The sequence below is a fragment of the Streptomyces sp. NPDC042336 genome, from assembly GCF_055581985.1.
Genome location: NZ_JBVJEA010000030.1, coordinates 23,077 through 44,466, shown reverse-complemented (window position 1 = coordinate 44,466; position 21,390 = coordinate 23,077). Strand labels below are relative to the sequence as shown.

The window sequence follows — 21,390 nt, the reverse complement described above, 5'->3', positions numbered from 1 at the left end:
TACGTAAGCCCACGCAAGCGTCACTCGCACGTGTGTCTGGTCGCGAAAGGCGGCCCGGGGGACCCCACCCCCTGGAAACACTGGTCCGCGCCTGGAAGGAGGTGCAACATGACGGTTATGGCCGAGCACACGTCTCAGATGTCGGTGGACGAGTTCGAAACGATCGCTTCCGCCGCTCCCGAGACCGTCACGTTGGAGTTCATTGACGGACGGATCGAGGTCAAGCCGGTGACGGACGGGGACCACAACAGCATCGTGACCTGGCTGGCCAAACGTTGTATGCAGTCGCGGCCGGACCTTGACCTGTACCAGACACAGGGGCTACGGGTCGACGCGTACCGGCAAAGCAGGGCGCGGCCGGACGCCGTGCTCGCTCCCGAGGCCCACTTCGCGGGACACGGCGAATGGGCCGAACCGGACGGAGCCCTCATGGTCGTCGAGGTCACGTCGTACGACTCGGACACGGACCGGCGTGACCGGCACGAGAAGCCTGCCGCGTACGGGCAGGCGGGGATTCCGGTGTACCTGCTGATCGACCGGGACACCTGCACGGTCACGGTCCACAGCCGCCCGAACCGGCGAGTCGGTGGCTATCGCGACATCCGCCTCACGGATTTCGGCGAGGCAGCGGTCCTCCCGGACCCGATCGGCATCGAACTCGACACGGAGATCCTCAAGAACTACGTGCGCTGAGACGACGAGGTCCCGTCCGGAACCAGCCGGACGGGACCTCAGACGCTCAGGGAACTGCGACTACTACGCCAGCAGCCCCGGGATCGTGCCCTCGTGGGTCTCGCGCAGCTCGGTCAGGGAGAGGGTGAACTCGCCCTGGACCTCGACCGCGTCGCCGTCGACCACGCCGATGCGGGTGACGGGCAGGCCGCGGGCGCCGCACATGTCGTTGAAGCGGACCTCCTCCGAGCGCGGGACGGCGACGACCGCACGGCCCGCCGACTCCGAGAACAGGAAGGTGAAGGCGTCGAGCCCGTCCGGTACGACCAGACGCGCGCCCTTGCCGCCCAGCAGCGCCGACTCGACGACCGCCTGGACCAGACCTCCGTCGGACAGGTCGTGCGCGGAGTCGATCATGCCGTCGCGGGAGGCGGAGATCAGGATCTCGCCGAGCAGGCGCTCGCGCTCCAGGTCGACCTTCGGGGGCAGGCCGCCGAGGTGGTCGTGGATCACCTGGGACCATGCCGAGCCGCCGAACTCCTCGCGGGTGTCGCCCAGCAGGTACAGCAGCTGGCCCTCCTCCTGGAAGGCGACCGGCGTGCGGCGGGCCACGTCGTCGATGACGCCCAGCACGGCCACCACCGGGGTGGGGTGGATGGCCGCCTCGCCCGTCTGGTTGTAGAGCGAGACGTTGCCGCCGGTCACCGGGGTGCCGAGCTGCTGACAGCCGTCGGCCAGGCCGCGCACGGCCTCCGCGAACTGCCACATGACCGCCGGGTCCTCCGGGGACCCGAAGTTCAGGCAGTCGGAGACCGCGAGGGGCTTCGCACCGGTGGTCGCCACGTTGCGGTAGGCCTCCGCCAGGGCCAGCTGCGCGCCCGTGTACGGGTCGAGCTTGGCGTAGCGGCCGTTGCCGTCGGTCGCGATGGCGACGCCGAGGCCGGACTCCTCGTCCACGCGGATCATGCCCGAGTCCTCGGGCTGGGCGAGGACGGTGTTGCCCTGCACGAAGTGGTCGTACTGCTGGGTGATCCACTGCTTGGAGGCCTGGTTGGGCGAGCCGACCAGCTTGAGGACCTGGTCCTTCAGCTCGTCGCCCGTGCTGGGCCGGGGCAGCTTGTTCGCGTCGTCGGCCTGGAGGGCGTCCTGCCAGTCCGGGCGGGCATAGGGGCGCTCGTAGACCGGGCCGTCGTGCGCGACGGTGCGCGGGTCGACGTCGACGATCTTGCCTCCGTGCCAGTAGATCTCCAGCCGGTCGCCGTCGGTGACCTCACCGATGACGGTGGCGATGACGTCCCACTTGTCGCAGATCTCCAGGAACCGGTCGACCTTCTCCGGCTCGACCACCGCGCACATGCGTTCCTGCGACTCGCTCATGAGGATTTCCTCGGGCGAGAGGGTCGAGTCGCGCAGGGGGACGTCGTCCAGCGTGACGCGCATGCCGCCGGAGCCGTTCGACGCCAGCTCGCTGGTCGCGCAGGACAGGCCCGCCGCTCCCAGGTCCTGGATGCCGACGACCAGCTTCTCGGCGAAGGCCTCCAGGGTGCATTCGATGAGGAGCTTCTCCTGGAAGGGGTCGCCGACCTGGACGGCGGGGCGCTTGGACGGCTTGGCGTCGTCGAAGGTCTCGGAGGCGAGGATCGACGCGCCGCCGATGCCGTCGCCGCCGGTCCGGGCGCCGTACAGGATGACCTTGTTGCCCGCGCCGGACGCCTTCGCGAGGTGGATGTCCTCGTGCCGCATCACGCCGATGGCCCCGGCGTTGACCAGCGGGTTGCCCTGGTAGCAGGCGTCGAAGACGACCTCGCCGCCGATGTTGGGCAGGCCCAGGCAGTTGCCGTAGCCGCCGATGCCGGCGACGACGCCGGGCAGGACGCGCTTGGTGTCGGGGTGGTCCGCGGCGCCGAAGCGGAGCGGGTCCACGACGGCGACGGGACGCGCGCCCATCGCGATGATGTCGCGCACGATGCCGCCGACGCCCGTGGCCGCGCCCTGGTAGGGCTCGACGTAGGAGGGGTGGTTGTGCGACTCGACCTTGAAGGTGACGGCGTAGCCCTGGCCGACGTCGACGACACCGGCGTTCTCGCCGATGCCGACGAGCATGGCCTCGGACTCGGGGGCCTTCTCGCCGAACTGGCGCAGGTGGACCTTGCTGCTCTTGTACGAGCAGTGCTCGGACCACATGACGGAGTACATGGCGAGTTCCGCGCCGGTGGGGCGGCGGCCGAGGATCTCCACGACCCTCTCGTACTCGTCCTTCTTCAGGCCCAGCTCGGCCCAGGGCAGCTCGACGTCGGGGGTCGCGGTCGCGTGCTCGACCGTGTCCAGAGGCGTCCGGCTCATGCGTTGACCAGCTTCTTGAGGATCGAGGTGAAGAACGGCAGGCCGTCGGTACGGCCCGTACCGATCAGCGACTCGACGGCGTGCTCGGGGTGCGGCATGAGGCCGACGACGTTCCCGGCGGCGTTGGTGATGCCGGCGATGTCGTTGAGCGAGCCGTTGGGGTTCATGTCCAGGTAGCGGAAGGCCACCCGCCCCTCCGCCTCCAGCTCGTCCAGCGTGCGCCGGTCGGCGACGTAGCGGCCGTCCATGTTCTTCAGCGGGATGTGGATCTCCTGGCCGGCGGTGTAGTCGCTGGTCCAGGAGGTGTCCGCGTTCTCCACCCGCAGCTTCTGGTCGCGGCAGATGAAGTGCAGGTGGTCGTTGCCCAGCATGCCGCCCGGCAGCAGGTGGGCCTCGGTGAGGATCTGGAAGCCGTTGCAGATGCCCAGCACCGGCAGACCGGCCTTCGCCTGGTCGATGACGGTGTCCATCACCGGCGAGAAGCGCGCGATGGCGCCGGCGCGCAGATAATCGCCGTACGAGAAACCGCCGCACAGCACCACGGCGTCGACCTGCTTGAGGTCCTTGTCCTTGTGCCAGAGGGCGACGGGTTCGGCACCGGCGACGCGGATCGCGCGCTGCGTGTCCCGGTCGTCGAGGCTGCCGGGGAAAGTGACGACGCCAATACGAGCGGTCACTTCGCCGCCCCCGCGACCACGTCTTCGGACTCGACCTTGACGGTGAAGTCCTCGATCACGGTGTTGGCGAGGAAGGATTCCGCAAGATCATGGATGCGGGCGAGGGCGGCGTCGTCGACCGGCCCGTCCACTTCCAGTTCGAATCGCTTTCCCTGACGGACGTCCGAGATCCCTTCGAAACCCAGCCGCGGCAGTGCGCGCTGCACCGCCTGGCCCTGGGGGTCGAGGATCTCCGGCTTGAGCATGACGTCGACTACGACGCGTGCCACTGGCACTCCCGGTGTGTGGTGCTGAGCAGGTTCCTTCAGACTACCCGTACAAAATTTCTACGCGCGTAGCCTTGGAGGAAACTACGTGAGCCCAGTCACGATTCGGCATCGGGAGGGGGTGCTCACGAAAAGCTTCGGGAAAGATCCGGGATCGAGCGTGGACACCTATTGCCCAGCGGACACGCGGACAGATTTAGTCGGTCTTCCCATTGCAATGCCGGGCACGGTACAAATGAAATGTCATTAGCCGATACTTTGCCCAATTACAGGCGAACAGTCGGCATCATCGCGACGTCTTGGCACGTTCTGGCACGTCATCGCGGAGATGCCGCACGAAGGGACCGATATTCGTGGCGCAGCGTGTCGTGGTCACTCTCTTTGACGACATCGACGGCTCGGAAGCGGCGGAGACGATCGCCTTCGGAGTCGACGGCCGGATGTACGAGATCGACCTGAACGAAGCCAATGCCCGGAAACTGCGCAAGGCGCTCGAGCCGTACGTCTCGGCCGGCCGCAAGCGCTCCCGGTCCGGCAAGGCCTACCGGCAGACGGAGGTCGCCCCCGACCCGGCCGCGGTGCGGGCCTGGGCCCAGGCGAACAAGCTGGACGTGCCCGCGCGGGGCCGGATCCCGAAGAGGGTGTACGAGGCGTTCGCCGAGGCGCAGTGAGCCGTGCTCCGGCACGGGCGGCCGACGGCCGCTCAGTCGCCCCTCGCGGCAACCGACTTGCGCGGCACCCCGGGTGATCAGCTAAAGTCTGGAGCACGCCGAGGGGCGAGGCCGAAAGGCCCAGCTCACGGAACACGCGGGTGTAGTTCAGTAGTAGAACATCCCCCTTCCAGGGGGAAGGCGCAGTGTGCAATTCCTGTCACCCGCTCTGCACCGCCGTACCGATGACCCGTTGGGATCAGGTAGGCTGGTGCTCGCACCGATCGGTGAAGGCCGGTCGGGGGCAATGCGGACGTAGCTCAGTTGGTAGAGCGCAACCTTGCCAAGGTTGAGGTCGCGAGTTCGAGCCTCGTCGTCCGCTCGGGAATCAGACCCCGGTCCTCCAGGACCGGGGTCTTTTCGTGCGTCCGGTGACCGTGCCCACCGCCACCGCTCCGTCCCTGACATTTGTCATGCCCGGTGATGACGGGCCGCACTGTCGTCCCGCCCCGCGCGCCGGAATGCTTGAAACATGCGAACGAACGAGCACGAACACGTGATTGAGGTCACCGACCTGCGGCGTGTGTACGGGGGCGGGTTCGAGGCCGTGCGCGGAATCGACTTCTCCGTGCGCCGCGGCGAGGTCTTCGCCCTGCTCGGCACCAACGGCGCCGGCAAGACGTCGACGGTCGAGCTCCTGGAGGGGCTCGCCGCTCCGGCCGGCGGGCGGGTACGCGTCCTCGGGCACGACCCGTACACCGAGCGGGCCGCCGTACGCCCCCGCACCGGGGTCATGCTCCAGGAGGGCGGCTTCCCCTCCGAGCTGACGGTCGCCGAGACGGCACGGTTGTGGGCGGGGTGCGTGAGCGGCGCCCGGCCGCCGGCCGAGGTGCTGGCGCTGGTCGGTCTGGAGTCCAAGACCGACACCCGCGTGAAGCAGCTGTCCGGCGGCCAGCGGCGCCGTCTGGACCTGGCGCTCGCGCTGCTCGGCGACCCGGAGGTGCTCTTCCTCGACGAGCCCAGCACCGGTCTGGACGCCGAAGGCCGCCGGGACACCTGGGAGTTGGTGAGCGGGCTGCGCGACGCCGGTACGACGGTGCTGCTGACCACACACTACCTGGAGGAGGCCGAGAACCTCGCCGACCGGCTCGCGATCATGCACGAGGGCCGGATCGCCGCGACCGGCACCCCGGCCGAGGTGACCGCCGCACAGCCGTCCCACATCTCCTTCGAACTGCCCGAAGGCTACTTCGTGGGCGACCTGCCGCCGCTGGCCGAAATGGGCGTGGGCGACCACGAGGTCGACGGCCGCATGGTGAAGCTGCGCACCCGGGAACTCCAGCGCGCCGCCACCGGCCTGCTGGTGTGGGCCGGGCAGGCCGGGGTGGAACTGCGCCGCCTGGACGTGCGCTCGGCATCCCTGGAGGAGGCCTTCCTCAGCATCGCCAAGGAGGTGTCCGCGAGGACGTCCCCCACCACGACGACGGAGAAGGAGTACGCGGCATGAGCGCCACCGACGCCACCGGCACCCCGGCCCGCGCCGAGCGCCCCGCCGGGACCGCGACCACCACGCCGACGGGCCGCATGACCGCCCTCGCCCGCGCCGAACTGACCCTGCTGGGGCGGAACAAGGGCACCGTCTTCGCCGCGCTGTTCGTGCCGCTCGTGCTGCCGTTCAGCGTGCGGGCGGGGGCCAAGGAGATGGACCTCGCCGGGGCCGGACTGACCACCGGCACCCTCGTGCTGCCCGCCGCGATCGGCTTCTCCCTGCTGTTCGCCGTCTACTCGGCCCTCGTCGGCGTCTTCGTCGTGCGGCGCGAGGAACTCGTCCTCAAACGGCTGCGCACCGGTGAGCTGCGGGACGTGGAGATCCTCAGCGGCTCGGCGCTGCCGGCCGTCCTCAGCGGGCTGGTGCAGTCCCTGCTGCTCGCGGTGGGCTGCGCGGTGCTGCTCGATCTGTCCGCGCCGTCGGCGGTCCACCTGGCCGTCGTCGGTCTGCTACTGGGCCTGGTGATGTGTGCCGCGCTCGCGGCGGTCACCGCGAGCTTCACCAGGACCGGGGAGAGCGCGCAGGTCACGCCGCTGCCGTTCATGTTCGTCTCCATGCTCGGCTCCGGCCTGTTCTTCCCGCTGGAGATGATGCCCGACCGGCTGGCCTCGGTGTGCGAGCTGCTGCCGCTGACCCCCGTGATCACCCTGGTGCGCGGCGGCTGGACCGGTGACCTGTCGGCCTACGAGGCGCTGGGCGCCGTCCTGACGGCGGTGGCCTGGACCGTGCTCGCGGTGTTTGCTGTACGACGGTGGTTCCGCTGGGAGCCACGGCACTGAGGTACGGGCGAGTGGGAGCGGCGGACGGATGCGCAGGCCGGGCGGATGGTGGCGGATCAAGAGCACACCGCAGAAGGTGGAGACGTACACGCGGTGGTCGTTCCACTTCTTCGGTGCGATCGAGGTCGTGGCCCTCGGGGTGACCGCCTACGGCCGGACCGGCGTCGGGCTCGCCACGGTGCTGTGCCTGCTGGTCACCGTGCATGCGGCCGTCTGCATGCTGGTCTCGTCCCGGACGCTGGACTGGACGCTGGGCCGGAGCCCGCAGCCCGTGCGGCTGATGTGGGTACTCGTCGTCGTCACCGCCGTGATCGCGATCACCGCGGTCGGGATCGCGGAGCGCGGGCCGGACGGCGAGGTGGAGACCGCGGCGGGCTCGGTCTACGGCGGAGTCATGTGCTTCGGCGCCGGTGTCACCACGCTCGGGGTGCGGGGCCGGCGGCGCATGGTCGCCGTCGTCGGGGCCTTCGCGCTCGGCGCGGGACTCATCACGTTTCCGCTGGAGATGCCCGCCGTCGCGTCGGTCGTGCTGGCCGGCCTGGTGATGGTGACCGGTGGGCTCCTCGCCGTCACCTCGATCTTCTCCGTCTGGCTGCTCAACGCGGTCTACGCGCTCGACGACGCAAAGGAGACCCGGGCCAGGCTCGCCGTCGCCGAGGAGCGGCTGCGGTTCGGCCGGGACCTGCACGACGTGATGGGGCGGAACCTGGCGGTGATCGCGCTCAAGAGCGAGCTGGCCGTCCAGCTGTCCCGGCGCGGCAGGCCCGAGGCGGTGGAGCAGATGATCGAGGTGCAGCGCATCGCGCAGGAGTCGCAGCGCGAGGTCCGGGACGTCGTGCGCGGTTACCGGGAGGCCGCCCTGGAGGTGGAACTGGCCGGTGCCCGGGGGGTGCTCTCGGCGGCGGGCATCGTCTCGGAGGTCACCGGCGAGACGGCCGACCTGCCCGCCGAGGTGCAGGCGGCGCTCGGCTGGGTGGTGCGGGAGGCGACCACGAACGTGCTGCGGCACGGGGACGCGAAGAAGGTCGCCGTGACGGTGCGGATGTCGAAGGGGCGGGTAGTGCTGACGGTGGAGAACGACGGCGTGGCGGTGACGGCGGGGGACGGCGCCCCGGCGGGCCCGGGCGGCTCCGGGCTCGCCGGACTGCGGGAAAGGCTCTCCGCGGTGGACGGGACCCTGGAGGCGGGACCGGCCGGCAAGGGCGTGTTCCGGCTGAGGGCCGAGGTGCCGCTGCCGGCCGCCGCGACCGGGGCCGCGCTGGAGGCCGCCTCGTGACGACGACCGTCCGCGTCCTGCTCGCCGACGACGAGCACCTCATCCGCGGGGCGCTCGCGGCCCTGCTGTCCCTGGAGGACGACCTGGTCGTCGTCGCCGAGGCGGCCACCGGACCCGAGGCCCTGGCGATGGCGCGGGCGCACGCCCCGGACGTCGCCGTGCTGGATCTCCAGATGCCCGGCGCCGACGGTGTGAAGGTCGCCACATCGCTGCGGACCGAGCTGCCCGCCTGCAAGGTGCTGATCGTGACCAGTCACGGGCGCCCGGGGCATCTGAAGCGGGCCCTCGCGGCGGGGGTGCGCGGGTTCGTCCCCAAGACGGTCAGCGCCCAGCGGCTCGCCGAACTGATCCGCACGGTGCACGCCGGAAACCGGTACGTCGACCCCGAGTTGGCCGCCGACGCGATCTCCGCCGGGGACTCGCCGCTGACCGCGCGCGAGGCCGAGGTGCTGGAGCACGCCGCCGACGGGGCACCCGTCGCGGAGATCGCCGAGCGCGCCGCGCTCGCCGAGGGCACCGTACGGAACTACCTGTCGTCGGCCGCGAGCAAGCTCGGTGCGGAGAACCGGCACGCGGCGGTGCGTCTCGCACGGGAGCGGGGTTGGGTATAGTGGCTGTCGCGCCACGGCGAAGTCCACGACGAAGCCCGCGCAGTGCGAACGTAGCTCAGTTGGTAGAGCGCAACCTTGCCAAGGTTGAGGTCGCGAGTTCGAACCTCGTCGTTCGCTCCGTGTGAGAAGCCCCCGGCTCCGGCCGGGGGCTTCTTCGTGTCCGCGCCCACAGCGGCTGCGGCGGGCGCGGCGGACTACGACCAGCTCTGGCCGGTCAGCAGCTCGTAGGCCTCCACGTACTTGGCGCGGGTGGCGTCCACGACCCGCTGCGGGAGCGGCGGCGGGGGCTGCTCGCTCCTGCGGTCCCAGCCGGACTCCGCCGAGGTCAGCCAGTCCCGCACGAACTGCTTGTCGTACGACGGCTGCGCGCGGCCCGGCTGCCACTGGTCGGCCGGCCAGAAGCGGGAGGAGTCCGGGGTGAGGACCTCGTCGGCGAGGACCAGGTCGTCCCCGTCGAAGCCGAACTCGAACTTGGTGTCCGCGAGGACGATGCCGCGCTCACGGGCGATGTCCCGGGCGCGGGAGTACACGGCGAGGGTGGCCTGGCGCAGGGCCGCCGCGGTGTCCGCGCCGACCTGGCGGGCGACCTCCTCGTAGGAGACGTTCTCGTCGTGCTCGCCGACCTCGGCCTTGGTGGCCGGGGTGAAGATCGGGGCGGGCAGCTCGGAGCCGTCGACGAGGCCCTCGGGGAGGGCGAGGCCGCAGACGGTGCGGGTCTCGTCGTACTCGGCCAGGCCGGAGCCGGTGAGGTAGCCGCGGGCCACGCACTCCACCGGGACCATCCGCAGCGACTTGCAGACCAGGGCGCGGCCCTCCCAGTCGGCGGGGGCGCCGGGGGGCAGCTCGGTGCTCAGCACGTGGTTCGGGGCCAGGCCGGCGAGCTGCTCGAACCACCACAGGGAGAGCTGGGTGAGGACCCGGCCCTTGTCGGGGATCTCGGTCGGCAGCACCCAGTCGTAGGCGGAGATGCGGTCGCTGGCGACCATCACGAGGTCGCCCGCCTCGTTCCGGTACAGCTCGCGCACCTTGCCGGTGTGCAGGTGCACCAGACCCGGAACCTGGATCGGTTCGGGCTTTTCAACGAATCCGGACACGGTTCCTCCCCGTGGTTCTGTCCAATGGTCCGATTCTCCCGTATGTCGGAGGCGCGGTGGACGGCGGGGCGGTCTCGGGCGCCGTTCTCAGTCCCGTTTGCAGATGCGGTCCAGCAGGTTGGCGGTGGCGCGCTGGACACGCGGGTCGACGTGGCCGGGGCGGTCCAGGGCCGGGGACCAGGCGAACGTGCCGGACGCGAAGACCCAGGCGCCCGACGGGGCCCGGTACAGCGACGTCTCCTGGTGCCGCCGGACGCCGTCCACGTCGGTGTACGGGGAGTGGGCGAGCAGGACCCGCTCGTCGTGCTCGGGGAGCGCGGTGCGCGGGAAGTAGCGGTCGGCCTCGCCCGCCACCAGGTCCTCGATCGCGTCGCCCTCGTGCGCTCCGGTGGCCTCCCAGAGCCAGTGACCGGCGTTGCGGACGATCATCGGGTGCGGTTCGGGGACGCGGCCGGCGTACTGGATGCCGAGCAGCTGCTGCTCGGGGCGGTCGATCTCCCGCCACAGCGCGGGGCGGCCGGGTCCCTTGCGCTTGCGGCAGGTCAGCAGGCGGTCTGGGGTGCCCGACGCGGAGGGGGCCAGCTCGACCTGCCAGTACATGGTGTTGGCGGAGAGGAAGACCAGGGACGTCCCCCGGTCCCGGGCGAGTTCCGCGGTGCGGCGCATGGGGGCGGACCAGTACTCGTCGTGGCCGGGGAAGACCAGGCCCCGGTAGCGGGCCGGGTCGACGCGGCCCGAGTGCAGGTCGCGGGCGTCGGCGTAGGCGAGGTCGTAGCCGTAGCGCTCGGCGAAGCGGATGAAGTCGTAGGCGTGACCGACGTGGAGGGGCAGCCCGGCACCCGCGTAGGGGCGGTCGAAGGAGACGGTCGTCGCGGCGTCCGCCTCGCCGAGCAGCCGGCCCTCCTCGTCCCAGGCGTGGTAGAGGCTGGCACCGGTGCGGCCGTCCTCCGGATAGAGGTTGTACGCCTGCCAGGTGATGTCCGGCAGGAGGAGGAGCAGGTCGGCGGGGTGGTCGTCGCGGACCGTGAAGGGCACGTGGGAGCGGTAGCCGTCGGCGGTGGTGAGGACGGCGACGTACGCGCCCGCGTTCCAGTACGACGGGATCTGCAGCCGCCAGGACAGCCACCAGTGGTGACAGGAGACCGTGCGGTCGGCGGCGAGGGGCGGGGGCTGGACGATGCCGGACAGGCGGGGACTGGTGGTGATCTTGGCCGCGCCGTCACCGCCGTAGTGCCCGATCCGGTAGACGTCGACGCTGAACTCCTGCGGCGGGTCGACGGTGACGTGGAAGTCGATGGCCTCGCCGGGGGCGGCGGCCCCCGTCGCGGTGAAGCCCTTGATCTGGCGGCGGACGTCGTCCGCGGCGCGGGGACCGCCACCGGGGTCGGTGCGGGTGCCGGTGCCGGTGCGGTCCTGGTCCGCGTACCAGGCGATCATCTGGCCGGTGTCGCCGAAGTACGTCTCGCCGCCGCGCAGCCAGGGGACCGGCCCCTGGCCGAAGGGGTCCGTCACGGCGTGTGCGAGTGCTCCCGACTCCCAGCGGCGGATCTGCTCGGGCCCCATGGGACAGTCCCCTCCCTCGTGCCCCCGTGGTCGTGCGTATGACGAACGCCTTTGCCATGTGCGCGATCGGTCCCAGCACATCACATTTCGCACGCGGGCTGTCACTGTTCGTTGCGAAGTGGCCGAAAGTGGAATGAGAGGGTCCGATTCGCCGGAGCCCGGAGTCCGGGGCTCGCAGGGGCCGGGCAGGCGGGGCGGAGGGGCGGGCCGGGCGAACCGGATCGTCTGAGGACGCGCCACGCGTCAGACCAGGCGCACCGGCTTCTCCGGCCGTATGCCCAGCTCGGTCATCCAGGCGCGCAGCGGACCCGGGTCGCCGGACTCCACCAGGCTGAGCACGCCGGGCGCCAGGTCCGCGGCGCGGGCGCCGGCGAACAGGAGCGACGGCCCGTCGAGCCAGTCGAGGGCGGGGGCCGCGCCGGCGGTGTCCATCGCGGCGCAGCACACCATCGCCGTGATGTGCGCGGTGAGGATCTCCCGGCCGGTGCGCGGCGGCTGGAGCGGCAGCAACGGCAGCGCGCGGTCGTCCCAGAGGGCGGCGTCGGGGCCGACTGCCGGTCCCGGCGCGGAGGAGGGTGCCCGGACTCCGGCGGGCCGCGCCTCGGCCTCCTCGCGGGCCAGCTGGGCGCTGAGCCCGGCGGCCAGGGCGGCGCCACGGGCGGTGGTGCCTTCGAGATCGTCGTCGTCGGCAGCGGGGGCGGGGGTGCCGTGGTCGCCGTGGTCGCCGTACGGCGGATGCGGGGCGTCGGAGTGAGCGTCCGGGCCGCTCCCGGTCCCTGCCTCGGCCCCGGCGCCAGGGGCCGCGGTGATCGAGGCGGGCGGGGTCGTGAGGTGGTCCAGGACCCGGGCCAGGGTCGGGCCGTCCGTGCCCGGCGCGGCACCCTCGGCGGCGCGGCGGACCCCCAGGGTGTCCAGCACGCGGTGCAGACGGGCCGCGTCCGTGCGCCAGGTCCGGTCGACGACCTCCTCGGGATACTCCGCCCACCCCACCGGCGACCAGTCCTGACCGGTCTCGGCGGGCCCGCCGTGGAAGAGGCGCGCGGCGAGGAGCGAGACCGCCTCGTCCATCACCCCGGGCTCCTCCAGCAGGTCACAGGCGGGACGCTCCCCCAGGCGGGAGGCGAAGCCCTCGGCCAGGCGGTCCCGGCGCGACAGCTCCGTGAGGGCGGCGACGACCCCGACGTCAAGACGCGAGGGCCAGCGGCCCATCCGCCAGGCGGGCAGCGCCACCCGGGTCAGGAGCCGGTCCCAGCCCGCGTAGGCGAGCCCGACCTGCTCCTGCGCGACGATCCGCAGACCGTAGTCCACAGCCTGTGCACGCTCGGCGGCCGCGGCCGCGACCCCACGCTCCATCTCGGCCGCGTGTCCCCGGCAGCTGCGCAGCAGAAGCCGGGACGCCCAGCCGAGGCCCGCGCACGCCACGCGGGACAGGGGGTCGCGTCGGCCCGCCGAGGCCACCGCCACGGCGGCGTCCAGGCCCCGTATGAAACGCCGGGCCGCGGCTATGTCGGGGTGCGCCGAGGGCCCCGTACCGGCGACGACCGGGGCGAGGACGGCGCGCAGCTCGCCCACCCGCATCCACCACAGGAACGGTGAGCCGATGACCAGGACGGGCGCGGCGGCGCTCCGGCGGTGGGCGGGACCGCCCAGGCCGGTCGGGTCGTCCTCGTGCTTCACCGGGGGCGGCGGGCCGTGGGCCGGGTGGGTGCGGTCCTCCAGCCAGCTGTCGCAGTCCGGGGTGAGCGCTATCGCGGAGGGGGCGGGGACGTCGAGCCGGTCGGCCAGGTCACGCACCATCCGGTAGAGGTCGGGCGCCGACTCCTCGGCGACCGTGACCGTGGGGGTCACGGCGGGCCGGGAGCGGGCCACGACCAGGGCGACTCCGGCGGCGGCCAGCAGGACGATCAGCGCGAGGACGGACACCACCCAGCGCAGGACGTCCCAGCCGGCGCCCGCCAGGCGCCCGGTGGAGCCGCCGACGAGGAGGATCACGGCGGCGGCAGCGGGCAGCAGGGCCACGGCCAGCGCGCGGCTGCGGACCCGCAGCACCGCCAGTGCCCGGGAACGCGCCGCCTGTGCGCCCATCTCCACTCCACCGGTACCGGTCACGGCCGGACCTCACCCCCTCATCCCTGCCCTGTCTGTCCTGGACCGTCCTGCTGCTCTGCTGCGCTTCGGGTCGTGCTCACTCCACCCACTGTGGCACCCGGCACTGACATCGCAATGCCGGTGGGCCAAGTGCCGGAACGCTTGCGCGGCACCATAGTTGGGGCCCTCGCCCTCGTCAGCCGTATGGCCCATCGGTCACTCGATGGAATGGCTTTGGGGAAAGGTGAGGACGGACAGCGAAGGTCAGGCCCCGGCTCCTGAGACGGAGCCGGGGCCTGTCCGGTTCGGTTCGGTTCGCTGAACGGGGGCAACGCAGGGGTTACGCGCCGGCCGCCTTGGCCGCGATGTCGGTGCGGTGCTGCGAGCCGTCGAGGCCGATGCGGGCGACGGCCCGGTAGGCGCGGTCACGGGCCTCGGTGAGGTCGGCGCCGGTGGCCGTGACGGACAGGACGCGGCCGCCGGCGCTGACGACGGCGTCGCCCTCGGCGCGGGTGCCGGCGTGCAGCACGTAGGCGTGCGGGGCGTCCTCGGCGGCCACCGCGTCGAGGCCGGTGATCGGGTCGCCGGTGCGCGGGGTGCCGGGGTAGTTGTGCGAGGCGACGACCACGGTGACGGCCGCCTCGTCGCTCCAGCGCAGGGGTTCGAGATCGGCGAGGTTGCCGGTGGCGGCGGCCATCAGCAGACCGGCGAGCGGGGTCTTCAGGCGGGCCAGCACGACCTGGGTCTCGGGGTCGCCGAAACGGGCGTTGAACTCGATCACGCGCACACCGCGCGAGGTGATCGCGAGCCCGGCGTACAGAAGCCCGGAGAACGGGGTGCCGCGTCGGCGCATCTCGTCGACGGTCGGCTGGAGCACGCTCTGCACGACCTCGTCGACCAGCTTCGGGTCGGCCCAGGGCAGCGGCGAGTAGGCGCCCATGCCGCCGGTGTTCGGACCCTCGTCGCCGTCGAGGGCGCGCTTGAAGTCCTGGGCGGGCTGGAGCGGGCGCACGTTCTCGCCGTCGGTCACGGCGAAGAGGGAGACCTCGGGGCCGTCCAGGAACTCCTCGATGACGACGCGGTCGCAGGCGTTCGCGTGCGCGCGGGCCGCCTCGACGTCGTCGGTGACGACGACGCCCTTGCCCGCGGCCAGCCCGTCGTCCTTGACGACGTAGGGCGCGCCGAAGGCGGTGAGGGCCGCGTCCACCTCGGCGGGGTTGGTGCAGACGTAGGAGCGGGCCGTGGGCACGCCCGCGCCGGCCATCACGTCCTTGGCGAAGGCCTTGGAGCCCTCCAGCCGAGCGGCCTGCGCCGACGGGCCGAAGACCGGGATGCCCGCCTCACGGACGGCATCGGCGACCCCGGCGACCAGCGGCGCCTCAGGGCCGACGACGACCAGCTCGGCGCCGAGCCGGGTGGCCAACGCGGTGACGGCCGCGCCGTCGAGGGCGTCGACCTGGTGCAGTTCGGCGACCTCGGCGATACCGGCGTTGCCGGGTGCGCAGTGCAGCGCGGTGACGTCGGGGTCGAGGGACAGGGAACGGCACAGGGCGTGTTCGCGGGCGCCGCCGCCGATGACAAGGACCTTCACGGGGTGAAGCCTAATGGGAACCGGCCGGTGCGGTTTGTGCGGGCTTCCGAACGGACGGGCCACGGAGGCTTGTGCCTTCCTCCAGGCCCGGCGGGGGGCCGCTGGGCCTACTCGTTCGTGATCTCCTCGACCACCGTGGCGCCCAGTTCGCGGACCAGCAGCTCCTTGCCGGAGAGGGCCGACTCGTCGAGGTCCGGATCGTCGTCCTCGGGGATGTCGTCCTCGGGCGAGACCGGGGGCGGCTCGGGCGCCGAGGGCCGGGCCGCGGGGGCCGGGGCGGGCGCCGGGGCCGGTGCGGATGACTGAGGTGGCGCGGCGGGCGTGGCCGCGGGCGACGACGGCCGCTGGGCGGGCGCGCCACCGCCGAAGCCACCTCCGCCGAGGCCGCCACCGCCTCCTCCGCCACCGCCACCGAAGCCGCCGCCGGATCCGCCGAAGCCGCCGGAGGGACCGGACGGGCCGGCGGCGGGCGGGGGCGCGGAGCCGCCGGAGGGGTCGACGACCGCGTCGATCTTCCACTGCACGTTGAACTGCTCGGCCAGTGCCTGCCGCAGCACGTCCTCGCTGCCGCTGCTCACGAAGTTGTCGCGGGCTCCGGCGTTGACGAAGCCGAGTTGCAGGGAGGTGCCGTCGAAGCCGGTCACCTGGGCGTTCTGGCTGAGCAGGATCCAGGTGAACCGGCGGCGGTTCTTGACCGCTTCCAGGATGTTGGGCCAGAGCGAGCGGGGGTCGACCCCCGACGCGCCGGGCGGCGGCGAGCCGGGCGCGGGTGCGGCCGCCGCGGGAGCCGGGGCCGGGGCAGGAGCCGAAGCCGGGCCGACACCGGGGCCGGAGGGGGCATCGGAGGGGGCCGGTGTCCGGGGCTGTCCGCCGCCCGCCGGGGCGGCCGTGGGCCACCCGCCGGGGCGGCGTCCGCCACCCGCCGGAGCCGCGGTCGGCCAGGCACCGGGTGCGGGCGCCGGGGCGGAAGCGGCGGCGGGCGGGGGTGTCGCGGGTGCGGACGGGGCGGGCGCGGGAGCGGCGTCGACGGAAGGAGACGGGGCCTGGGGACGTCCGCCACCGGCGGAAGGACCACCCGCGTCGGAGGCAGGACCGGTACCGGCATCAGGAGCGGCACCGGCGGCGGCAGCCGCAGCCGCGTCGGTGGACGGGCCACCGCCCGGCGCGCCCGCCGGAGCACCGGCGCCCGGCCCCCGCACCGCCGCACGGGCCGCGGCAGGCCCGCCGCCCGGCGGAACCGGAGCCGCGGCGGGCGCCGTACTCCCCACACCGGCGTGCGCCTCGGGCCCGGGCACGTACCCCATGGCGGGAGCGCCCGCACCGGCCGAGAACTGCGCCCCGCGCTCGATCCGGTCCAGCCGGGCCAGCACCGACCGCTCGTCGCCGTACGCGGCGGGCAGCAGCACGCGCGCGCAGATCAGCTCCAGCTGGAGACGCGGCGAGTGGGCGCCGCGCATCTCGGTGAGCCCCTCGTTGACGATGTCGGCGGCGCGGCTCAGCTCGGCGGCGCCGAAGGACCGGGCCTGCTCCTGCATCCGCTCGACCACGTCGGCGGGGGCGTCGATGAGCCCCTTCTCCGCGGCGTCGGGCACGGCGGCGAGGATCACCAGGTCACGGAGGCGCTCCAGCAGGTCGGTGACGAAGCGCCGCGGGTCGTGGCCCCCCTCGATCACGTGGTCCACGACCCCGAAGGCGGCGGAACCGTCCCCGGAGACGAAGGACTCGACGACGGAGTCGAGCAGCGAGCCGTCCGTGTAGCCGAGCAGGGCGGTGGTCATGTCGTACGTCACGCCGTCGGCACCGGCGCCCGCGAGCAGCTGGTCCATGACGGACATGGAGTCACGCACGGACCCCGCGCCGGCCCGCACCACGAGCGGGAGCACCCCCTCCTCGACCGCGATCCCCTCCCGGCCGCACACCTCGGCGAGGTAGTCGCGCAGGGTGCCGGGCGGCACGAGGCGGAAGGGATAGTGGTGGGTCCGCGACCGGATGGTCCCGATGACCTTCTCGGGCTCGGTGGTCGCGAAGATGAACTTCAGGTGCTCAGGTGGCTCCTCGACGACCTTCAGCAGGGCGTTGAAGCCCTGCGGGGAGACCATGTGGGCCTCGTCGATGATGTAGATCTTGTACCGGCTGGAGGCGGGCCCGAAGAAGGCCTTCTCGCGCAGGTCGCGTGCGTCGTCCACACCACCGTGCGAGGCGGCGTCGATCTCGATGACGTCGATGGAACCCGGCCCGTTCCTCGCGAGGTCGCGGCAGGACTGGCACTCGCCGCACGGGGTCGGTGTGGGGCCCTGCTCGCAGTTCAGACAGCGCGCCAGGATCCGGGCGCTGGTCGTCTTGCCGCAGCCGCGCGGACCGCTGAACAGGTACGCGTGATTGACCCGGTTGTTCCGCAGCGCCTGCTGCAGCGGGTCGGTGACATGCCCCTGCCCGATGACCTCGGCGAAGGACTCCGGGCGGTAACGGCGGTAGAGCGCGAGAGACGACACGCATACGAGGTTATAGGCGCCCACCGACAACCGGACCGCCCGCAAAGGAGACGCCCCCCACGCACCCGCCAGAGCCGACCTACCCTTGCTGCCTTCCGGCCCTGGGGGAGTTCAGTCAGATAGCGCCGCGTGAGGGGCTGGGCCACACGTTACCCGATGTGGGGCCCCCGGAACGAGTTCGCAAGCACTCCCCGGCGTCATGTAATGTTCTCGGCGGAGGATTCGCCTAGAGGCCTAGGGCGCACGCTTGGAAAGCGTGTTGGGGGCAACCCCTCACGAGTTCGAATCTCGTATCCTCCGCCAGTGCCTCACCGGGCACGATGTCGAAGGGCCCCCTGGAAACAGGGGGCCCTTCGTCGTTGTCCCTACGCCTCGTTGTCCTGATCTTTGTCCACAGCGAGGTTTTCGGGCGCTCCCCAGATGGCGCGCTCGATCTTCCGGGCCGCCTCTTTGAGCATGGGATCGGTCACGTGCAGGTACCGCGCCCGCATCCGGGCGGCGCCGCCGGGCTCCCAACCCATGATCTGGTCGATGACCCGATCCGGGACCCCGAGGAGCATCAGCACGGTCCCCGCGGTGTGCCGGGCGTCGTGCAGCCGCCCGTCCCGGACGCCGGCGTCTTCCAGCAGCCGCTTCCAGTCGTGGTAGTCCGTGTTCGGGCTGAGGGGACCGCCCAACGGCTTGGTGAACACGTACTCGGACTCGGTCCACAGGTTCCGGGCCGCCGCGCGCTCCCGGGCCTGCGCCTCCCGGTGGGAGCGGAGCATCACGACCAGCGGCCCCGGGAGGGGCACCGCGCGGCGCCCGGCGCGTGACTTCGTGTTCTTCGTCTCGCGCCGCACCTGCACCCGGGTCGGGCAGTAGCCGGCCTTCCGGCCGCACGGCGCCGCCTCGCCACACCCGTGCTCGTACTTCGGCCGCAACCGGTTCCGGCGGAGCTTCAGGTACTCGTTGGCCAAGTCCACGTCAGACCACCGCAGGCCGAGCGTCTCCCCCTGCCGCAACCCGAGCGCCAGAGCCAGCATCCAGCGGGCACTGTTCCGGCGCTTGTTCACTTCGAGCAGGAGACTCTGCACCTCGTCGACCGAGTAGGGCTCCACCTCGTTCTCGTCTTCTTCCATCCGGGGAGGCTTCGCCAGAGCGGCAGCGTTCTTCGCCGCGTGGCCGCGTCGCACCGCCTCCCCCAGTGCCGTACGGGCAGTCCTGTGAGCCTGATGAGCGGTGCCCGGCTTGCTGCCAGAGCTCTGCATCCGGCGGTACAGGCTCTCCAGGTGCTCCGGCTCCAGGCGGTCGATGCGGTGTCGGCCGATGCCCGGCACCAGGTGCACCCGGACTGCCACCTCGTATCCGGCGTACGTGTTCTCGCTCACGACGGGCTTGGCGATGTTCTCGACCCAGTGCTCAAGCCACTTCGCGACTGTCCACGGCTTACCGGGCTGGCGTGCGGACCCCTCGTCGCGCTGCTTTTCCAGGCGTCGGACCTCGTCGACCAGTTCCTTGCGCGTGGGGCGTGTCAGATGTCGGCGGTAGGACGTTCCATCGTCCTTGTAGCCCATGGGTACACGGGCGTGCCAGCGTTCGTCTTTGCCCAGGTAGATGGCCGATTCACCGTTGGCTCGACGAGTGCGCTTTTTCTCCTCTGCCACTGACAGTTCCTCCGGTCGGTGCAAGGCAGGTAGGCACGGAGCGCCACCCAATACCTGGGCGGCGCTCCGAACGGGGATCAGGCGGCGCGCTGCTCAGCGCGTCGGCGGGCCACATACGCGGCGGGGGCATCGGCAGGAACGCGGCGCAGGCTGCCGACCGGGATGGATTCCAGCTCTCCTGACCGGATGAGCTGATAGCAGGTGGTGCGGCCGATGCAGAGGCGGCGAGCGGCCTCCTCAACGGTCAGAAGAACGAGGTTGGAGTCCGCGGCTTCAGGGAGCTGGGACGTGTCCATGGATGGGGCACTCCTTGTCTGACTGTGATGCCGGATGGATTGGGCGATGCCTCGCTGTCTCTTCTGGGGGATCCGCCACGTCCGCCACGCCGCCACACCGCAGGTCAGAGCCTTGATCGTGTGGCGGATAGCGGTTTTGTGGCGGATAGGTGCCGCCACACCCCGCAGGGTGCGGCGGCATCGGGCGTCTGCTCCGGTCAGTGAGCGAGGGTGGGCTGTGTGGCGGCTTCCGCGGACATGTGGCGGATGGCTGTGGCGGTATCCGCCACGGATGCACCCCTGTTGACCTGCGGTGTGGCGGACGTGGCGGATTCCTCGGGGGAGGGAGGGCAGTACCGCGTCCAGGCGTCCGTGAGGTCTTCCGCGTAGTAGCCCTTGGGGAAGCCCGAGGGGGTGCGGATGCCGCGCGGTTTGATCGGCTTGTTGGCCGGGGTGACGTACTGGCCGAGCAGCCGGGCGAGGGTCCGGGAGTTGATCGGCTTGTCGTCCAGGTCGCCCCATGGGGCGTCGTCCATGCGCAGCAGGCATTCGATGATGGCGGCCGTCGGCATCCGGTCGGCGCCGCAGAACACCTTGTCGCGCAGGTCGGTCAGCAGCCGTACTCCGAGGGAGGCTTCGTCGTTGTCGTGGGCGGCGCTGATCAGTTCCAGGCAGGCGGCGCGAGCCCGGCCGGGCCAGTCGCCTCCGATCGCGTCCGCGACGGCGAGCAGGGGTTCCCACACGTCGGCGGGCCGGTCGGAGACTCCGTCGGGCATGGCCGGCCAGGCTTGGGCGACCTGGTCACGGACGGTGTCGGCCCATTTGGCGAGCCGGTCGCGCAGGGCGTGGCCCTGCTTCTCGTGGATGCGCTGGCGGTAGGGCTCGACCTTCTCGTTCGGGGCGCGCTTGCGCATGCGGACGATGACCGAGCGGGTCAGGACGGTGTCGGGCAGTGAGCCGAGTCCGGCCATGGCGACCGCGCAGTAGGAGTTGAAGACCTGCGCGTTCTGGTTGGAGCCTTCCCCGACGCAGCGCAGGGCGCCGCCGATGCGCCGGTATCCGGCGTTCAGGAAGCCGCGCAGTGCCTCGTCGGCGCCGGCCTTGGGGCCGAAGATGGTGTCTACCTCGTCGAACAGCACTGTGGGCAGGCCCTCGGCGGAGTCGACCAGCCGGTAGAGGGCGTTGGCGGATGCGGACACCGTGGCGACCGGGCGGGGCGTGAGCAGTTCCACGATCTCCAGTGCTCGGGACTTACCCGATCCCGGCTCCGGGGACAGGAACGCGATCCGCGGGGTGGTCTCGAAGCAGTCGATGAGGTGGGCGTGTGCGTCCCACAGGGCGACGGCGACGTAGGCGGCTTCGGTGGGGAAGACGTTGAAGCGGCGGTGGAAGGCTTCCACCTCATCGAGCAGCGCGGCGCCGTCAATGGCGTGCGGGGCGGTCATGCGGCATCCCTCCCTTCGCCGGGCGCGGTGGGCGCCCCGGGGCAAGCGGACTGGTGGGCGTCGTACTCGGCCAATAGCGCGGCCACCTTCTCCGGGCCGGCGGCGGTGCCGGTCTGCCCGCAGCGGCAGGTGTAGGCGGCGGTGGGCAGCGCTCCGGGCCGGGTGGACCAACGGGCGCCGTCGTAGTGGTGCCGGTAGACCGGCGGGGCGAAGATCCGGATACCGGGCGCGTCCGAGGTCGGATCGGCACCGGGCCGGATTTGGGATCGGTTCGGGAAAAGGGCAGTTACGACGCCCTTGCGGGCGACACCTTTCGGCTCGCCCACCCCCGCCGCGTCCACAGGCTGTGGAGCGGCGCCCGGCCGGCCGGTGG

18 protein-coding genes, 4 tRNA genes and 1 other RNA gene are annotated in these 21,390 nt (G+C 71.9%); 10 read left to right on the top strand and 13 right to left on the bottom strand.

Annotation, left to right across the window (positions count from 1 at the left end):
* Positions 1–108: 108 nt before the first annotated feature.
* Positions 109–693 carry a Uma2 family endonuclease gene (locus tag ACZ6IM_RS36910; protein ID WP_469562946.1) on the top strand — a complete coding sequence of 195 codons (585 nt, stop codon included), beginning with the start codon at positions 109–111 and terminating at the stop codon, positions 691–693.
* A 63-nt stretch (positions 694–756) separates the two neighbouring features.
* Here the strand turns inward: ACZ6IM_RS36910 and purL are convergent, their stop codons facing one another.
* The 3 genes from purL to purS are packed head-to-tail and all read right to left on the bottom strand — an operon-like array spanning position 757 to position 3,961.
* The gene (gene purL, locus ACZ6IM_RS36905) at positions 757–3,015 is read right to left on the bottom strand and encodes a phosphoribosylformylglycinamidine synthase subunit PurL (protein WP_469562943.1); all 2,259 of its coding nucleotides are present in this window, start codon (positions 3,013–3,015) and stop codon (positions 757–759) included.
* Positions 3,012–3,692, bottom strand: coding sequence for a phosphoribosylformylglycinamidine synthase subunit PurQ (gene purQ, locus ACZ6IM_RS36900; protein ID WP_003974894.1), 681 nt, complete (start codon positions 3,690–3,692; stop codon positions 3,012–3,014). Before purQ ends, purL begins: the two co-directional genes overlap by 4 nt.
* Positions 3,689–3,961 (bottom strand): phosphoribosylformylglycinamidine synthase subunit PurS, encoded by a 273-nt coding sequence (gene purS, locus ACZ6IM_RS36895; protein ID WP_003974895.1) that lies wholly within the window; start codon positions 3,959–3,961, stop codon positions 3,689–3,691. Before purS ends, purQ begins: the two co-directional genes overlap by 4 nt.
* Positions 3,962–4,311: 350 nt before the next feature.
* Here purS and ACZ6IM_RS36890 point away from each other — a divergent pair, with 350 nt between their 5' ends.
* The 8 genes from ACZ6IM_RS36890 (at position 4,312) to ACZ6IM_RS36855 (ending at position 8,940) form a co-directional block, all read left to right on the top strand.
* A complete protein-coding gene (locus ACZ6IM_RS36890) occupies positions 4,312–4,629 on the top strand; it encodes a histone-like nucleoid-structuring protein Lsr2 (RefSeq protein WP_052843067.1) in 318 nt (105 codons plus the stop codon).
* 136 nt (positions 4,630–4,765) lie between these two features.
* A tRNA-Gly gene (locus ACZ6IM_RS36885) sits at positions 4,766–4,837 on the top strand.
* A gap of 80 nt (positions 4,838–4,917) precedes the next feature.
* Positions 4,918–4,990: transfer RNA gene (locus tag ACZ6IM_RS36880), tRNA-Gly, on the top strand.
* 150 nt (positions 4,991–5,140) lie between these two features.
* A complete protein-coding gene (locus tag ACZ6IM_RS36875; protein ID WP_469562936.1) occupies positions 5,141–6,115 on the top strand; it encodes an ABC transporter ATP-binding protein in 975 nt (324 codons plus the stop codon).
* Entirely contained in the window at positions 6,112–6,936 is an 825-nt protein-coding gene (locus ACZ6IM_RS36870; protein ID WP_052843069.1) for an ABC transporter permease, read from the top strand. Before ACZ6IM_RS36875 ends, ACZ6IM_RS36870 begins: the two co-directional genes overlap by 4 nt.
* 28 nt (positions 6,937–6,964) lie before the next feature.
* Positions 6,965–8,212, top strand: coding sequence for a sensor histidine kinase (locus ACZ6IM_RS36865; RefSeq protein WP_469562933.1), 1,248 nt, complete (start codon positions 6,965–6,967; stop codon positions 8,210–8,212).
* Positions 8,209–8,823, top strand: a complete 615-nt coding sequence (locus ACZ6IM_RS36860) for a response regulator (protein WP_052843072.1) — start codon at positions 8,209–8,211, stop codon at positions 8,821–8,823. Before ACZ6IM_RS36865 ends, ACZ6IM_RS36860 begins: the two co-directional genes overlap by 4 nt.
* Before the next feature lie 44 nt (positions 8,824–8,867).
* A tRNA-Gly gene (locus ACZ6IM_RS36855) sits at positions 8,868–8,940 on the top strand.
* Between the two features lie 77 nt (positions 8,941–9,017).
* Here ACZ6IM_RS36855 and ACZ6IM_RS36850 read toward each other — a convergent pair.
* The 6 genes from ACZ6IM_RS36850 to ffs all read right to left on the bottom strand — a co-directional run bounded on the left by ACZ6IM_RS36850 (position 9,018) and on the right by ffs (position 17,792).
* Positions 9,018–9,917 (bottom strand): phosphoribosylaminoimidazolesuccinocarboxamide synthase, encoded by a 900-nt coding sequence (locus tag ACZ6IM_RS36850; RefSeq protein WP_052843074.1) that lies wholly within the window; start codon positions 9,915–9,917, stop codon positions 9,018–9,020.
* Between the two features lie 87 nt (positions 9,918–10,004).
* On the bottom strand, positions 10,005–11,480 hold the full coding sequence (locus tag ACZ6IM_RS36845) for a N,N-dimethylformamidase beta subunit family domain-containing protein (RefSeq protein ID WP_052843075.1): 1,476 nt from the start codon (positions 11,478–11,480) through the stop codon (positions 10,005–10,007).
* A 243-nt stretch (positions 11,481–11,723) separates the two neighbouring features.
* Positions 11,724–13,589, bottom strand: coding sequence for a M48 family metalloprotease (locus ACZ6IM_RS36840; RefSeq protein WP_052843077.1), 1,866 nt, complete (start codon positions 13,587–13,589; stop codon positions 11,724–11,726).
* 319 nt (positions 13,590–13,908) lie between these two features.
* Positions 13,909–15,159, bottom strand: coding sequence for a phosphoribosylamine--glycine ligase (purD, locus tag ACZ6IM_RS36835; RefSeq protein ID WP_469562928.1), 1,251 nt, complete (start codon positions 15,157–15,159; stop codon positions 13,909–13,911).
* A 107-nt stretch (positions 15,160–15,266) separates the two neighbouring features.
* On the bottom strand, positions 15,267–17,651 hold the full coding sequence (locus tag ACZ6IM_RS36830) for a DNA polymerase III subunit gamma and tau (RefSeq protein ID WP_469562925.1): 2,385 nt from the start codon (positions 17,649–17,651) through the stop codon (positions 15,267–15,269).
* 46 nt (positions 17,652–17,697) lie between these two features.
* Positions 17,698–17,792: signal recognition particle sRNA small type (gene ffs / locus ACZ6IM_RS36825), an RNA gene on the bottom strand.
* A 74-nt stretch (positions 17,793–17,866) separates the two neighbouring features.
* On the opposite strand from ffs, the gene ACZ6IM_RS36820 reads away from it, so the two are divergent.
* A tRNA-Ser gene (locus ACZ6IM_RS36820) sits at positions 17,867–17,954 on the top strand.
* Between the two features lie 62 nt (positions 17,955–18,016).
* On the opposite strand, the gene ACZ6IM_RS36815 is transcribed toward ACZ6IM_RS36820, so the two are convergent.
* From ACZ6IM_RS36815 to ACZ6IM_RS36800, 4 genes are all read right to left on the bottom strand, one after another.
* Complete coding sequence (locus ACZ6IM_RS36815; RefSeq protein WP_469562987.1) at positions 18,017–19,297, bottom strand: tyrosine-type recombinase/integrase; 1,281 nt, start codon at positions 19,295–19,297, stop codon at positions 18,017–18,019.
* 77 nt (positions 19,298–19,374) lie between these two features.
* Entirely contained in the window at positions 19,375–19,593 is a 219-nt protein-coding gene (locus tag ACZ6IM_RS36810) for an excisionase family DNA-binding protein (protein WP_469562922.1), read from the bottom strand.
* Between the two features lie 197 nt (positions 19,594–19,790).
* Positions 19,791–21,017, bottom strand: a complete 1,227-nt coding sequence (locus tag ACZ6IM_RS36805) for a DUF3631 domain-containing protein (protein ID WP_469562919.1) — start codon at positions 21,015–21,017, stop codon at positions 19,791–19,793.
* Positions 21,014–21,343 (bottom strand): hypothetical protein, encoded by a 330-nt coding sequence (locus tag ACZ6IM_RS36800; RefSeq protein WP_469562916.1) that lies wholly within the window; start codon positions 21,341–21,343, stop codon positions 21,014–21,016. Before ACZ6IM_RS36800 ends, ACZ6IM_RS36805 begins: the two co-directional genes overlap by 4 nt.
* Positions 21,344–21,390 lie beyond the last annotated feature (47 nt).

Coding starts and splice junctions, on each gene's coding strand:
- ACZ6IM_RS36910 (WP_469562946.1), top strand. CDS start 109: ATGACGGTTATGGCCGAGCACACGTCTCAGATGTCGGTGGACGAGTTC.
- ACZ6IM_RS36810 (WP_469562922.1), bottom strand. CDS start 19,593: ATGGACACGTCCCAGCTCCCTGAAGCCGCGGACTCCAACCTCGTTCTT.
- ACZ6IM_RS36845 (WP_052843075.1), bottom strand. CDS start 11,480: ATGGGGCCCGAGCAGATCCGCCGCTGGGAGTCGGGAGCACTCGCACAC.
- purL (WP_469562943.1), bottom strand. CDS start 3,015: ATGAGCCGGACGCCTCTGGACACGGTCGAGCACGCGACCGCGACCCCC.
- ACZ6IM_RS36875 (WP_469562936.1), top strand. CDS start 5,141: ATGCGAACGAACGAGCACGAACACGTGATTGAGGTCACCGACCTGCGG.
- ACZ6IM_RS36870 (WP_052843069.1), top strand. CDS start 6,112: ATGAGCGCCACCGACGCCACCGGCACCCCGGCCCGCGCCGAGCGCCCC.
- ACZ6IM_RS36805 (WP_469562919.1), bottom strand. CDS start 21,017: ATGACCGCCCCGCACGCCATTGACGGCGCCGCGCTGCTCGATGAGGTG.
- ACZ6IM_RS36865 (WP_469562933.1), top strand. CDS start 6,965: ATGCGCAGGCCGGGCGGATGGTGGCGGATCAAGAGCACACCGCAGAAG.